This window comes from Streptomyces sp. x-80 (assembly GCF_046549095.1).
Classification (GTDB): Bacteria; Actinomycetota; Actinomycetes; order Streptomycetales; family Streptomycetaceae; genus Streptomyces; species Streptomyces celluloflavus.
This window is the reverse complement of the sequence record NZ_JAJPWM010000034.1, coordinates 27,815-41,860: the sequence shown is the minus strand read 5'-3', so window position 1 is coordinate 41,860 and position 14,046 is coordinate 27,815. Positions and strand designations below refer to the sequence as shown.

General features: G+C 70.5%; 11 protein-coding genes. 8 read left to right on the top strand and 3 right to left on the bottom strand.

Translation table 11 applies throughout. The features are described 5' to 3' along the window. Nucleotides 1-260: 260 nt before the first annotated feature. Nucleotides 261-872 (bottom strand): hypothetical protein, encoded by a 612-nt coding sequence (locus ACLJWH_RS39080; protein WP_411146575.1) that lies wholly within the window; start codon nt 870-872, stop codon nt 261-263. Nucleotides 873-1,438: 566 nt separating this feature from the next. Between ACLJWH_RS39080 and ACLJWH_RS39075 the strand changes: the two genes are divergently transcribed. Together ACLJWH_RS39075 and ACLJWH_RS39070 are read left to right on the top strand one after the other, a co-directional pair. Further along, on the top strand, nt 1,439-2,977 hold the full coding sequence (locus ACLJWH_RS39075) for a glutamate-cysteine ligase family protein (protein ID WP_411146574.1): 1,539 nt from the start codon (nt 1,439-1,441) through the stop codon (nt 2,975-2,977). A 453-nt stretch (nt 2,978-3,430) separates the two neighbouring features. After that, nucleotides 3,431-4,249 (top strand): CPBP family intramembrane glutamic endopeptidase, encoded by an 819-nt coding sequence (locus ACLJWH_RS39070; RefSeq protein ID WP_411146573.1) that lies wholly within the window; start codon nt 3,431-3,433, stop codon nt 4,247-4,249. Between the two features lie 159 nt (nt 4,250-4,408). On the opposite strand, the gene ACLJWH_RS39065 is transcribed toward ACLJWH_RS39070, so the two are convergent. Further along, nucleotides 4,409-5,230, bottom strand: a complete 822-nt coding sequence (locus ACLJWH_RS39065) for a PhzF family phenazine biosynthesis protein (RefSeq protein WP_411146572.1) — start codon at nt 5,228-5,230, stop codon at nt 4,409-4,411. Between the two features lie 157 nt (nt 5,231-5,387). Here ACLJWH_RS39065 and ACLJWH_RS39060 point away from each other — a divergent pair, with 157 nt between their 5' ends. The 4 genes from ACLJWH_RS39060 to ACLJWH_RS39045 all read left to right on the top strand — a co-directional run bounded on the left by ACLJWH_RS39060 (nt 5,388) and on the right by ACLJWH_RS39045 (nt 10,932). Further along, nucleotides 5,388-6,146 carry a TnsA-like heteromeric transposase endonuclease subunit gene (locus ACLJWH_RS39060; RefSeq protein ID WP_411146571.1) on the top strand — a complete coding sequence of 253 codons (759 nt, stop codon included), beginning with the start codon at nt 5,388-5,390 and terminating at the stop codon, nt 6,144-6,146. After that, nucleotides 6,134-8,215 (top strand): Mu transposase C-terminal domain-containing protein, encoded by a 2,082-nt coding sequence (locus ACLJWH_RS39055; protein WP_411146570.1) that lies wholly within the window; start codon nt 6,134-6,136, stop codon nt 8,213-8,215. The genes ACLJWH_RS39060 and ACLJWH_RS39055 overlap by 13 nt, the downstream gene beginning before the upstream one ends. Beyond that, complete coding sequence (locus ACLJWH_RS39050; RefSeq protein WP_411146569.1) at nt 8,212-9,234, top strand: TniB family NTP-binding protein; 1,023 nt, start codon at nt 8,212-8,214, stop codon at nt 9,232-9,234. The genes ACLJWH_RS39055 and ACLJWH_RS39050 overlap by 4 nt, the downstream gene beginning before the upstream one ends. A gap of 1,080 nt (nt 9,235-10,314) precedes the next feature. Continuing rightward, nucleotides 10,315-10,932, top strand: a complete 618-nt coding sequence (locus tag ACLJWH_RS39045) for a PadR family transcriptional regulator (protein WP_411146568.1) — start codon at nt 10,315-10,317, stop codon at nt 10,930-10,932. Between the two features lie 192 nt (nt 10,933-11,124). Here ACLJWH_RS39045 and ACLJWH_RS39040 read toward each other — a convergent pair whose 3' ends face one another. Then, nucleotides 11,125-11,553, bottom strand: a complete 429-nt coding sequence (locus ACLJWH_RS39040) for an SRPBCC family protein (RefSeq protein WP_411146567.1) — start codon at nt 11,551-11,553, stop codon at nt 11,125-11,127. Nucleotides 11,554-12,215: 662 nt separating this feature from the next. Between ACLJWH_RS39040 and ACLJWH_RS39035 the strand changes: the two genes are divergently transcribed. Continuing rightward, a complete protein-coding gene (locus tag ACLJWH_RS39035) occupies nt 12,216-12,746 on the top strand; it encodes a Clp protease N-terminal domain-containing protein (protein WP_411146566.1) in 531 nt (176 codons plus the stop codon). 49 nt (nt 12,747-12,795) lie between these two features. After that, nucleotides 12,796-13,863 carry an EamA family transporter gene (locus ACLJWH_RS39030; protein ID WP_411146565.1) on the top strand — a complete coding sequence of 356 codons (1,068 nt, stop codon included), beginning with the start codon at nt 12,796-12,798 and terminating at the stop codon, nt 13,861-13,863. Nucleotides 13,864-14,046: the final 183 nt, after the last annotated feature.

The following is a 14,046-nucleotide window of genomic DNA, read 5'->3' as shown; positions in this document are numbered from 1 at the left end:
GTGGTCATGGCCGCTCCCCCGTTTCCTGTCGGTCCCAGTGTTGCCCTACGGACGGCATTCCGCAGGGATTTCGCAGCAGCGGTACGCACTCGATAGGGACGCGTCACCCATGCGGGCGGTTGCTCCCAAATGCGCCACTTCGACAGGGGGTTGGGGGTGATAGCGGTGCTGGGTGCCGGTGGGTGCGCGCGGCGGAGCGCCCCGCGTCCGGAGGGGGTCGCGGGGCGTTCGGCGGTGCGACGGCGTGCGCCGCCGTGGTGCTACGGAGCCGGCGCCGGTGCGGACCGGGCCGGCGAACCGAGCAGCGGTGTGGCCGTCAGGCGCAGCGCGAGCCGCGGGAGCAGGTCGGCGACGCGCTGCGGGCGGTGGGCGGCGATGCCCGGCGGGGCGGGCGCCAGGGGCAGCAGCAGGTCACCGGGGGCGGGCGTGCCGTCGGCGCCGTCCGAGGTGAGGTCGTGATGCAGCCACAGCGTGAGCATGTACAGCTCCGGGACGGACAGCAGCCGCGGCTGGTAGGGGGTGGTGAGCAACTCGGCCTGGTGCAGTGCCTGTTCGGTCGCGTTGACGTAGGGGCCGCCGCAGAAGTGGGAGAACGTCCAGCCGTCGGCGGTCAGCCTCGCCTCGGCGGCCGCCACCGCCCGCTCCCCGCCGCGGACCAGGAAGCGCCAGCCGGCCGGCCGGGTGCGCAGCGGACCGCCCGCGCGGCTGACGTCGTCCCAGACATGGACGGGCAGCGGGTGGTCGGGGCTCAACGGGCCCTGATGGTCGCGCAAGGCGGAGGTGGGTGCCTCGCGGACGGCGGTGGGCGAGCCGAGGGCGGTGAGGACGCTGCGCAGGGCGGGCGCGGGCGCGGGGGGGACATGCAGCGGCATGGTGGGTCGCCTCTCACTTCGGAGACACGGTGGAGCTGGGAAGGTGCAAACGGCACTGTCTGCGTGCGGGGTCAGAGGTCGGCCGACCGGGGCTGCGGCCCGATGGGGTCAGCCGCTGTGCCTCAGCACCGGTGAGAACACCACAACACTGGGGGCCAACTCTCTGCCTCGTCACCGAAGTTTATACGACATATGTTCTGGTGGTGTTTCGGCTAGCGGCCTTGCGGATTTCCGGCAAGACGGATTTCGGACCCGTACCGGAGGTGATTTCCGCCTTTTTGTACAGGGCCTTTGCGGCGCCACCTCATATTCTCTCGCCGGCGCGGTAGGCCGGATCTCGTCGGCGTTTTCCACCAGAGAAATGCCTACGGAGAGAGCCTGCGGCGTATGCCCATGGAACGTGCCGGATTCTCCGTCCCTTCGAGCTTATCGGTACCGGCACGCCCTTGAGGCGTTATCGATCAGATTGCCGGGGCATCATCGACCGTAGCGCGTGCCCCGGCGGTGCCGGGGCGGCCCCAAGCAGCCCGTGGCCGCGGGCCGTTCACTCAGGGAAGGACCCTTCGATGGGGGAGAAGGTCGCCGCGGACGGGATCGGCCTGGCGGACCGGGAGCGTTATCGAAGAAAGCTCCACAGGTGTCTTGAGGCACTGGCGAGACTGCTGGAGGAGAAGCGGTTCGACCGGCCGAAGAATCTGATCGGTCTGGAGATAGAACTGAATCTCGCCGACGCCGACGGGCTGCCGCGCATGATGAACTCGCAGGTTCTCGAGCGTATCGCGAGCCGTGATTTCCAGACCGAACTCGCCCAGTGCAATCTGGAAGTCAACATCCTGCCGCACCGATTGCGCGGCCGCGTCCTGGACCAGCTCGCCGAGGAACTCCGTACCGGGCTCGCCTACGCCGACAGACAAGCGGGGGAGGTCGCCGCCCGGATCGTGATGATCGGCATTCTGCCGACCCTGAACGCCGCGGACCTCACGACCGCCAGCCTCTCCGAGATCGACCGCTATGTACTGCTCAACGACCAGATGCGGGCGGCCCGCGGTGAGGACTTCGCGATCGACATCCAGGGCATCGAGCGGCTGGTCTCCCGCTCGTCCTCGATCGCGCCGGAGGCCGCCTGTACGTCGGTTCAGCTGCACCTCCAGGTGACGCCCGGCCGGTTCGCCGCCGTCTGGAACGCCGCGCAGGCCATCGCCGCGGTACAGGTGGCCGTCGGCGCCAACTCGCCGTTCGTCTTCGGGCGCGAGCTGTGGCGTGAGTCGCGGCCGCCGGTCTTCCAGCAGGCCACCGACACTCGCGCACCCGAACTCCAGGCCCAAGGAGTGCGCCCCCGCACCTGGTTCGGCGAACGCTGGGTGGACTCCGCGTACGACCTGTTCGAGGAGAACCTGCGCTACTTCCCGCCACTGCTGCCGATCTACGGTCCCCAGGAGCCGCTGCGGGTCCTGGACGAGGGCGGTGTGCCCGACCTGGCCGAACTCGTGCTGCACAACGGCACCGTCTACCGCTGGAACCGGCCGGTCTACGCGGTGGCCGACGGCGTCGCGCACCTGCGGGTCGAGAACCGCGTACTGCCGGCCGGTCCCACGGTCGCCGATGTCATCGCCAACACGGCCTTCTACTACGGGCTGGTGCGGGCGCTGGCCGAGGAGCCGCGCCCCGTCTGGTCGCGGCTGCCGTTCGCAGCCGCGGCCGAGAATTTCGACACGGCCTGCCGGCACGGTATCGACGCCACCCTCAACTGGCCGCGGTCCGGGCGGGGCGGGGGCGTCGCCGAGATTCCGGTGGTCCGGCTCGTACGCCAGGAACTGCTGCCGCTGGCGGCGGCGGGGCTGGACGCCTGGGGCGTCGAACCGGCCGACCGGGACCACTATCTGGGCATCATCGAAGAGCGTTGTGCGCGCCGCGCGAACGGAGCGTCCTGGCAGGCCGCGGCCTATCGCCACGCGCTGCGGCAGGGCCTGGACCGGGAGGCCGCGCTCGCCGCGATGACCCGGCGCTACAGCGAGCTGATGCACACCGGGGAGCCGGTGCACACCTGGCCGGTCACCTGGGCGGTTGCGGAGCCGGGCGTACCGGGCGTGCGCCGGTCGGCCTAGGGCGTGTCGGCACAGCGCCGTCGTTCGCCCGGACGGCGGGGCCCGCGGTGTCCGGTGCGGCGCATCGCACGGCGGAGGGCCGCCCCGGCACCGGCGGGGTGATCCCGACAATGCCGCGAGGTGCCGTGCCCGGCGCCGCGGGGCAGGCGCCGCTGTGCCGACACGCCCTGGCTACCCGGCCCGGCCTGCGACGCGGCGGGCCCCCGTGCTCCGCGGTCCGGAGCCGTGGGGCAAAGTGTGACGTTCCATCGCGGTGTGCCTCTCCGGGTGTCCGTGGCGCGGCGGGTCCGTCGCCCGGCCGGGAGGCGACGGGGAGCGCGCCCCGTGGAGGGCGCCCGTACCCGGCCGGGCGCGCGCGATCCGCGGGCCCGTTGCCGGGAACCCGGCGGGGCGGTGGTGGCGGAGCGCGGTGGCGCGGAAGTGGAGGCAGCTGTGCAGTCGGACGCAGGTCCCGTGACCGATGACGTGCCGGGCCGGGGGTCCGGCACACGGCGGCGCGAAGGGGCGGTCGAGGGGCCCGCCCGAGGTGTCCTGCGGAGCGAGACGCTGATCGTGCTGGCCCTCTCGCTCGGCGCCAGCGGCGTGTCGGCGCTCATCAGCTTCATAGGATCGGTGACCAAGGCGGGCGGCCTCAAGGCCCAGGCGGCGACGCTCAACGGATCCCATGCGCCGGGCCGCCCGTGGCTGGACCTGGCCTGGCAGCTGTTCGGTATCGCCACCGCGCTCGTGCCCGTCGTGCTGGTCGCGCATCTGCTGCTGCGGGAACGGGCCGGCGGACTGCGCGCGCTCGGCTTCGACCGGCGTCGGCCCGGCGCCGACCTGGGCCGGGGCGTTCTGGTGGCGGCGGCCATCGGCGGCAGCGGGCTGCTGCTCTACCTGGGCGCGCGGGCGGCCGGATTCAATCTGACGGTGGTCCCGGAAGCACTGCCCGATGTGTGGTGGAAGATCCCGGTGCTGATCGCCTCCGCGGTGCAGAACGCCGTGCTGGAGGAGGTCATTGTCGTCGGGTATCTGCTGCGCAGGCTGGGGCAGCTGGGCTGGGGGCCGATGGCGGCACTGGCGGCGAGTTCGGTGCTGCGCGGTTCGTACCACCTCTACCAGGGCATCGGCGGATTCTTCGGCAACCTGGTGATGGGCGTGATCTTCGTGCTGCTGTACCGGCGGTGGGGGCGGGTCGGGCCGCTGGTCGCCGCCCATGCGCTGATCGACATCGTGGCGTTCGTCGGCTACGCACTGCTCGCGGGCCGGGTGGGGTGGTTGCCGACGGCATGAGGCGGGTGGGGTGCGGGGCTCCAGCGGCTCTGTGAACCCCCGGGGCACACCCCCCCGAGGCACGCCCCCGCAGAGTGCCCCCCGGGGACGTGCCCCCCTCGTCACCACCACGTCCGGCGCGCCTGTCCCCGCCTCACCCGGTGGCGCGCCGGCCCCGGCTCACCCGGTGGCGAGCAGTTCGCCGTCGATGACGGTGACCGCCGTACCGGTCAGCAGCGTGCGGTCGCCGCGCAGCTCGGTCCGTACGAAGCCGGTACGTGCGCCGCCCTGGAGGCCGACCAGCGCGGTGCGGCCCAGGCGCGCCGACCAGAAGGGGGCCAGCGCGGTGTGCGCGCTGCCCGTCACGGGGTCCTCCTCGATGCCCAGGGAGGGGAAGAAGCCGCGCGAGGCGAAGTCGTAGCCGCCGTCCGGGTTCTCGGCGCGGGCGGTGGCGACCACACCTCGCCCGCCGTGCCCGGCCAGCGCCCGGAAGTCCGGTGACAGGGACCGTACGGACCGCTCGTCGGCGAGTTCGACCAGCAGATCGCCGACCGAGGGGCCGGTGTCGTGCGCGGAGAGGATGTCGGCGCCCAGGGCCTCGGCGACGGCGCGGGGCACCTCGACGGGCGTCAGCGGGGCGGTCGGGAAGTCCATGGTGATCGACCCGCGGTCGTCCGCCGTCGTGGACAGCACGCCGCTGCGGGTGCTGAAGCGGACCGTTCCGGTGGCTGTCCCGGTGCTGTGCAGGACGTGTGCGGTGGCCAGGGTGGCGTGACCGCACAGATTCACCTCGGCGGCCGGGGTCAGCCAGCGCAGCGCCCAGTCGGCGTCGCCGCCCTCGGGCAGTGGATGCGCGAACGCGGTCTCGGAGAGGTTGACCTCGGTGGCGACCTGCTGGAGCCAGGCATCGTCGGGGAAGGTGCCGGAGTCGAGGAGGACGACTCCTGCCGGGTTGCCGGCGAACGGACGCTCACTGAAGGCGTCCACTATGCGAATCCTCATGGCCCGGAGCGTAGTGGCGCGGTAAAGGCGCAGGCCAAGGCCAATCTCGGGATGACCTGTGACAGCGATGTTGGGTGAGTTGTCATCGAAGTTGGGTCAACGCTACTTTGTGACATCGAAGTTGGATCTGTTCGATTCATGCCAGGTAGGAGATGTAGTGGGGGCTCCTGCCCGTGCGTTCGATCAGGCTGCGCTGACAGCTTTTGAGCTGGACTTCCAGGTTGATGGGGTTCGGCGTCGGCTGCCGTTGGGTGCGTGTTGGGACACGCGGTTCGAGGCGGCTGGGCCTGTACGCGAGTTCAGCTGGCGTAAGGAGGCTCGGGGGTTCGCGGGCTGGTACTACTCGGTGACCGCACGGGACCACGTGGGGTACGAGTCGTGGCTGGAGCGTGATCGGCTGGTCCTGTTGGACCGGGCCCCAGAGGTGGTGGCCGTCGCGTCACAGCCCTTCTGGCTGCACTGGCGCGACGGGACAAGGAGGCGCCGTCACGCTCCGGACTACTTCGTCCGGCTGGCCGACGGGCGAGGGCGGCTTGTTGACGTTCGTGCCGAGGACGAGTTGGACGAGGTCACGTGCGATGCCTTCGCCGCGACCGAGGACGCCTGCCGGGCGGTGGGCTGGGAGTTCGAGTGGGCGGGCCGGCCCGATCCGGTGTTCATGGCGAATGTCCGCTGGCTGGCCCGTTTTCGGCGAGCCCGGTGTGGTCGGCCCGACTGGGTGGCGGACCGGCTTGCGGAGGTCTTCCGTGACCCGAAGAGCTTGTGGGAAGGGGCCGGGCTGGTGGGCGACCGGCTGCAGGTGTTGCCGGTGCTCTTCCATCTGCTGTGGTCCGGCGTGTTGGGAACGGACTTGGTGGGCGGGCTGATGGAGAGGACCAGTCTCGTCTGGACGGAAGGAAGTGAATGGGCAGGCTGAAGCGGCCGTCGGCTCTTGCGGTCGGTCAGAGGGTTCAGTTCGACGGCCAGGTGAGGGCGGTTCTCGGGGTCACACCCCAGGTGGCGGTGCTGGAGGACGCGGAAGCGCCGCACCGGGTGGTCGCCTTGATCGAGTTGTTCGAGGCGGCGGACTTCGAGGTCCTGTTCCAGCCCGAGCGGATGCCGCTGCCTCCGGTCGGGTTGCTGGAGACGTTCCCGCCCGAGGCGGTGAAACAGGCTCTGTGGTGGGAGAAGCACATTCTTGAGGTCGTGCACGGGCTCTCGCCGGATGCCGAGCCGGGCTCTCCTCCGCGGCCTGGCTACGGGCCCGGAACCTCCATGACGTCTCGTGAGCGGGTCAAGGCGGAGGAACTGGTGGCTGTCGGCCACCGCGTCGCGGCGAAGACTGTCGGCAACTGGCGTCGCCGCTACCAGGAGAAGGGCCTGGTGGGGCTGGTCGATCTGCGCCCGGTCCGCAAGCGCAGGGAGTTCGGCTCGGTCCCCGATGCCGTTGTCGACGCGATGCGTCAGGCGATCGGCGAGGCCGCCGATACCTCGACCCGCAACGGGGCCTATCTGATCTGGCGGACCGGCGAGATTCTCCGCGAGGCCGATGGCGAGACGGTCGAGCTGCCGACAAAACGGACGCTCTACCGACTGCTGGCGAAGCTCACCGAGGGCACCCACACGACGGGGTCCGCGGTCACCCGCCGGTCGAAGGCCCACGGGGCCGGAGCACCCTTCGGGCAGCTGACGGTGACGGCACCGGGGGAGGTCATGCAGATCGACTCCACCCCCATGGACGTGATGGTCCGCCTCGACAACGGTGTCGTGGGCAAGGTCGAGCTGACCGGCATGATCGATGTCGCGACCAGGACACTATCGGCCGCGGTGCTGCGGCCCTCGACGAAGTCCGTGGACGCCAGCGTGCTGCTGGCCCGCACGGTCACCCCGGAACTGATGCGGCCGGGCTGGGTGGACGTGCTGAAGATGTCGAGGTCGGTGCTGCCGCACCGTCGTCTGCTGTCCCTGGACGAACGTCTGGAGCACGCTGCGGCCAAGCCGGTGATCGTTCCCGAGATGATCGTCTGCGACCACGGCAAGGTGTTCGTCTCGCACAACTTCCGGGCCTCCTGCCGGTTTCTGGAGATCGATTTCCAGCCCACGCACAAGGGTGCGCCTTTCGAGAAGGGCCACATCGAGAAGATGCTGGGTTCCGTCGCGACGCTGTTCACGCAATTCCTGCCGGGGCACACCGGACGCAACACCGATCACCGCGGCCGGCACCCGGAGCGCGAGAATCTGTGGTCGCTGCCCGAACTCCAGGACCTGCTCGACGAATGGATCGTCGCGCACTGGCAGAACCGCCCTCACGACGGACTGCGCGACCCTGATCACCCCGGCAAACTGTTCACGCCCAACCAGAAGTACGCGGCACTGGTGGAGGCGTCCGGCTATGTTCCGGTCGCGCTCGGCGGCCAGGACTACATCGAGCTGCTGCCCGGAGCCTGGCGGGCCGTCAATGCCTACGGCATCAGGATCAACAACCGCACCTACGACGCCCCTGAGCTCGGGCCGATGCGTCGGCGGAACTCCGGCGTCACCGCCAAACGCGGACTCTGGGAGGTCCACCGCGACCCCTACGACGTCTCCCGCGTCTGGGTACGCAACCACCGGGGAGATGGCGAATGGGTTCAGGCGACCTGGAAGTACCTGAACCGGGCTCCGGTCCCCTTCGGTGACCTGGCCTGGGACCACGTCAGCCACCAACTGCCCAAGGCCACCGAGGAAGAACTTGCCGAGGCGGTCGCGGCACTGATGACCCGCGCCCACGCCGGTCCCGACCGGCAGGCCCCGAAGAAGGGACGCAAGTCCAAGCAGGCCAAGGACGACCGTCGTGTCGCTGCCCGCACCAAGGCCACGGCACCGCCGACGGAAGCGGCACCATCGCCTTTGGAGCCGGAGAACGAGCCTTCACCGGAAGTGCCGGAGGAGGACGAGGAAGCGCTGGCCGAAGTGATCCCGCTGGGGCTCTTCGACCCGCTTGAAGATCCCTGGAGACGACCGTGAGCACGCCGCCGGACGACGATCTCGGCCGCTACCTGACGACCTTGCCCGGCTGGCGCGAGTTCGTCGCAACGGCGACCGGCGAGGCGATGGCCATGCTGACGCAGGCCGAATACGGCTCCCTGAGCAAAGAAGAGAAGTACGACTACGACGAGGACCGGCTCAACCACCATGCTCGTCTGCAGGTCGTCGCCACCTCCACCGTCCGGCACACCGTCACCTGCGGCCGCCGGCTGATCATCCTCAACCGCGGTGCCGTCAGCGCCCGCCGCGGCCTGATCGTCAGTGGGCCGGCCAACACCGGCAAGACGATCGCTTTGACTCAACTCGGCCTGGCCCATGAACTCCAGGACCGCCGCCGTCACCCTGGCCAGGACGAACGCATACCGGTCATCTACATCACCGTCCCACCCGCAGCGACCCCTCGAATGATCGCCGCCGAGTTCGCCCGCTTCCTCGGCCTTCCCGTCCTGCGAACCTCCAACATCACCGACCTCACCGAAGCCGTCGTCGGCGTCTGCACCAAGGCCCGCACCGGCCTCATCCTGGTCGACGAGATCCACAACATCTCCCTGCACACCCGCACGGGCGCCGAAGCGTCCGACACACTCAAGTACTTCTCCGAGCGCATCCCCGCGACCTTCGCCTACGCGGGCATCGACATCGAGGAAGGCGGCCTGCTGTCCGGCACCCGCGGCGACCAGATCGCCGCCCGCTTCACCTCGGTCGCCACCCATCCCTTCCCCTACAACGCGGAATGGAAAGCCCTGGTCGCGCAGATGGAAGCCACCCTTCTCCTGCACCAGCACAAGCGCCGCACCCTGTCCCGCCTGGACCGCTTCCTCCACACCCGCACCAGCGGCATGATCGGCTCGCTGTCCCATCAGCTCCGCGGAGCTGCCGTCGACGCCATCCTCACCGGCACTGAAAAGATCACCAAAGCTGGTCTCCTGGCCGTCGACCTGGACATCGCCTCCCATCGCAAACGCCCCGGCAGCCCGGACACGGACGCGAGCACGTGACACAACTCGGCACGGGCGGGCAACCGGTCGCGAGGCTTCCCTTCCAGGTCCGGCCGATCGCCGGTGAAGGCTCCTCCGCCTTCATCGGCCGCCTCGCCCGCGCCAACTGCCTCCCGCCCACCTACCTGCGTCGGTTCATCGCAAAAACGCCCGGAGTCCGTGGCGGCACATCGTGGGAACGGCTCGCCGCCATCACCGGCCGCGACGCCGACCAGCTACGGAAGACCCTCGACACAATCAGGTGCAAAGAGTGCGAGTCTCCGTTCCAGCTCAACCGGTCGTACGGCAACCTGCCCCGCTACTGCTCTACTCAATGCCGCACTGCCCGAGTCGTCAGATCACAACTCATGGAGCCCTGCCGGATCTGCCAGCAACCCATGAAGGTCCAGTTCGCACAGCGCTACCGCTACTGCTCTTCCGCCTGCCGACGAGCGGCCTACATCGAACGCCAACGCCGCAAGAAGGACGCCTCCAAGGAGGGCGAACCCCCCACCTGTGACGCCTGCGAGAAACCCCTGCCGCCCAACTCGCCGACCTCTGAGCGCACCTGCTCGAACAAGTGCAAAGACCAGGTCACCCGCTGGGACTGGATGATCGAGGACTACGGACTTCCTCTGCCCTCAGGAACATGCGCATTCTGCGGAAGCCCGATGGCGAGAAAGGCACCGGCAGACCCATATCGGCGCTGGTGCAGCCGCCGATGCCGCACATGGGCATCCCACGGCCACGACCCAATCACCTTCTTCAACCCGCTGATCTGCGCACAGTGCCAGAAGCCGTTCGAACGCCACACAGACGGCATTGACCGGCGTTGGTGCTCACGCACGTGCTACCGGCTGTCCCGAGGATGGTCTGCACAACCGAAGGCAAAGCAAACGAGTGACCCATCTTCGGTGTCACAAACAGAGGGGTAGCCCATCTTCGCTGACACGAACCAGCGTCGACTCGGCTTCAGTGACAACTGCCCCAAGATCGCTGTCACGCATCACGGGAAATTGGACCCGGAAGGGATTGCCAGGCGAACAGTCCCGATATATCGTTGAGGTATCACGACCGATCAACGATAGAAGGGACGTCATCATGCATCCCCACGAACACGGACATGAATTCGGACACGAGCACTGCGGACCCGGACGCCACGGCGGCCGGGGCGACTTCGGGGGACGGGGCGAGGGCCGTCGGGCCTTCGGGCCGTTCGGGCCGCCGTTCGGCGGGCCGCCCTTCGGTGGCGGCCGGGGCCGCGGCGGACCTCGCGGGCGGGCGCGCCGCGGCGATGTGCGCGCCTCGATCCTGGCGCTGCTCCGGGACCGGCCGATGCACGGCTACGAAATGATCCAGGAGATCGCCGAGCGCAGTGGCGGGGCGTGGAAGCCCAGCCCCGGCTCGGTCTACCCGACCCTCCAGCTCCTGGAGGACGAGGGCCTCATCAGCAACGCCAGCGAGGGCGGCAAGAAGCTCTTCTCGCTGACCGACGCCGGGCGGACCGAAGCCGAGAGCGGCTCGGACGCGCCCTGGGAGGACGCCGGCCGTGGCATCGACTGGGAGGCCATGAACGAGGTCCGCAAGGCGGGCGGCGGTCTGGTCGAGGCGTTCCGCCAGGTGTGGGCGACCGGCAGCCCCGAGCAGCGGGAGAAGGCCATGGCAGTGGTCAACAAGGCCCGCAAGGAGCTGTATCTGATCCTCGCCGAGGAGGACTGAGCGCTGCCGAGCGAGGGCGGTGGACGGCGCCGGCAAGGGCCGCCCACCGGTGAACAGGGCCGTGGCCGGAGCATTCCGGCCACGGCCCCTGCCTGTCGGGCCCCCGCGCATCGTGCCCCTGTGTGGCAGGGGTGCCGTGCGCGGGGGTTCTGCGTGGCGCGGCCCGTGTTACGGGCGGGCGGCCCGCCCGTCTCAGGTGACCAGGCCGCCGAGCCTGCGCAGTGACTCGTGGAGAGCGGCGCTCGCCGACTCCCTCAGCTTGCCCGCCATCAGCGAGACCGCGGCACCGGTGAACACCCCGTCGATCCGGACCGTCGTCGCCGCGCCGTCCGGTGTGAGCGCGTAGCGCATCCCCAGGGTGACGCCCATCGGCCCGCTCCCCGTGAGGTCGAGCAGCCGGCCCGGCTCCAGGGCCCGTACGGTCCACTTCACCTCGGCCGGGAAGCCCATCAGCTTCATGCTCTCCTCGTACCCGGCGCCCACCTTGAGCGTTTCCGGGCCGCCCCTGGGGAAGGCGGTGTGGGTGGCGTTCCACCGGCCGTACGAGTCGAAGTCGGTGAGCTGGTCCCAGATCCGCCCGGCCGGTGCCTCGATACGGGCCTGCGCGGTGACGTCGGCCATGCGACCACCCCTTCGGTGACTGTCCCTGAGGGCTGGCCCGTCATGCCTGGCGGGCGCGCGACGACAGCTACGGCACCTCGCCGCGTTGTCGGAACATCCACATACATCCAGCATGCGGACGCTCCTCCGCCGTGCGATGCACCGCATCTGACGCCGCGCGCTGATCCACCAGGCATGACGGGACAGCTCTTGGCTGCTGCCGCGGAAGGTAGCCGCGCGCGGGCGAAGGTTCAATGCTGATGAGCCGTCAGATTCTTGCGAGGGCGGGTCCGGGGCGGGCAACCGGTTCAGGCTGTGGCGGCGCAGTCCGCGCGCCGGGCCGACCGGAAGCGGCAGCGGGCCGCGCCGCCGGTGGCTGTGCCGTACGGGGCGCCGTTGCCGCGGTAGGCCGGCAGCCGCTCGTTCACGCAGCCGGCCGGCATGGTCCGCGGAGAGCCGCACGGTGTGGTGGAGCGGCTCGTGCGTGTGGGGAAACCGCGTCGGCGGGGCGCGCGGTACGGGCGGGTGCCCCGGGCCCGGGTGCGGCCCTGCCCGCCGTCACCGTTCCCCCTCTCTCCTCCGTAAGGATGAGATTGCGCGTGGGCATGCCCAACCACGGTGGGACGCGCAAATGCTTCCCGCCGGGGATGCTCCGGCCGCGGCGGGCTGGTGGGGTGGGGAGTGTGCAAAACCGTACCGCGTACAGCGGCGGCGACGGGCCCGCCCAGGAGGATCTCGACGCGCAGCTCTCCGTAGAGCTCGCGTCGGTGGTCTCCGCTGCCCGCAGACGGGCCACCCGGGACGGCGACCGGCAGGTCGACACCGCGCATCTGTTGCACGGCCTCCTGGAGTCGGATCCCGCGGTACGCGCCGCCTTCGACGGCGAGCCGCAGATCGCCCGGCTGCTCGGCTACCTCGTGCAGCGCAGCATCGGCTACGGACTCCAGTGGCACGGCACCGTCGAGGACTCCGGCGCGGTCCCCGTCGTCGCCGAGGGCGGCGTCCCCGGCTGGTCGCCCGCCGCGGCCGCCGCCATGGACGGCGCCCTCGACCGCGCCCACGCCCGTTACGCCGTCCGCGCCCACTGTCTCGATCTGCTCGCCGCCCTGGTGGACGATCCCGAGTCGCGGGCCGTCGAAGTGCTGCGCCGGGCCGCCGTCGACACCGACCGGCTCGCCGCCCGCCTGGACGGGGACCGCTCCGGCCAGGAATGACAGGAATGTGGGGGGTGACGCTGCTGACGGCGGCTGCCATGATGATCGGATGCATGCCTCTTCGGGGAGCCCGGCCGTTTCCACGACGGGTTCGAGCAGTGGAACTTCAGGGGTCGGCGGTACCCGGCCAGCGCGGCAGAACGCCGGGGCGGACCCCGGCGGCGCCCGGGGACGGCGCGCCGGGCTCGGCATCGCGCTGCTCTCCGCCTGCGCCTTCGGCGGCTCGGGTGTCGCCGCCAAACCTCTGATCGAAGCGGGCCTCGAACCGCTGCATGTCACCTGGCTGCGCGTCACCGGCGCCGCCCTGGTGCTGCTGCCGCTCGCCTGGCGCCACCGCGATCTGGTGCGCCGCCGGCCCGGCCTGCTGATGGGCTTCGGTCTGCTCGCCGTCGCCGGTGTGCAGGGCTGCTACTTCGCCTCGCTCTCCCGTATCCCCGTCGGCGTCGCGCTGCTCATCGAGTACCTGGCCCCCGCCCTGGTGCTGGGCTGGGTGCGCTTCGTCCAGAAACGGCCGGTCAGCCGTTCGGCGGCGGTCGGCGTCGTGCTCGCGCTCGGCGGCCTGGCCTGCGTCGTCCAGGTGTGGTCCGGGCTGACCTTCGACGCCCTCGGGCTCGTCCTCGCGCTCGGCGCGGCCTGCTGTCAGGTCGGCTACTTCGTGCTGTCCGACCACGGCACCGACGGCGACGACCCGGTGGACCCGCTGGGTGTGATCGCGTACGGCCTGCTGATCGGCGCCGTGGTGCTGACGGTGCTCGCCCGCCCGTGGGGCATGGACTGGTCGGTGCTCGGCGGCAGTGCGGAACTGAACGGCACCCAGGTGCCCGCCGCGCTGCTGCTCGGCTGGATCGTGCTGATCGCGACGGTGCTCGCCTATCTGACCGGAGTGGTGTCGATCCGTCGGCTCTCGCCACAGGTGGCCGGGGTGGTGTCGTGTCTGGAGGCGGTGATCGCGACCGTCCTGGCCTGGGTGCTGCTCGGCGAACATCTCGCCGCGCCGCAGCTCGTGGGGGGCGCGGTCGTACTGGTCGGCGCCTTCATCGCGCAGTCGGCGAAGCCGAAGCCGAAGACGGCGGCGGGGGACGCGGCGGAGCGGGACGCGTCGGCACGGGCGGCATAGCCGTCGGACGGGGCGGCGGAGGCCGCGGTGACGGGACGCTGCCGGTGCCGCTGCCGGTGTCGGGATGCCGACGGTACGGGAGCGGCCGCGTCCGGTGCGAGGGCAGCGGAGCGACCCAGGGGATGGCTTGTCGGCCGGGGCGCCTCCGGCATAGGGTGACGATCATGCATTCGACTGTGCTGC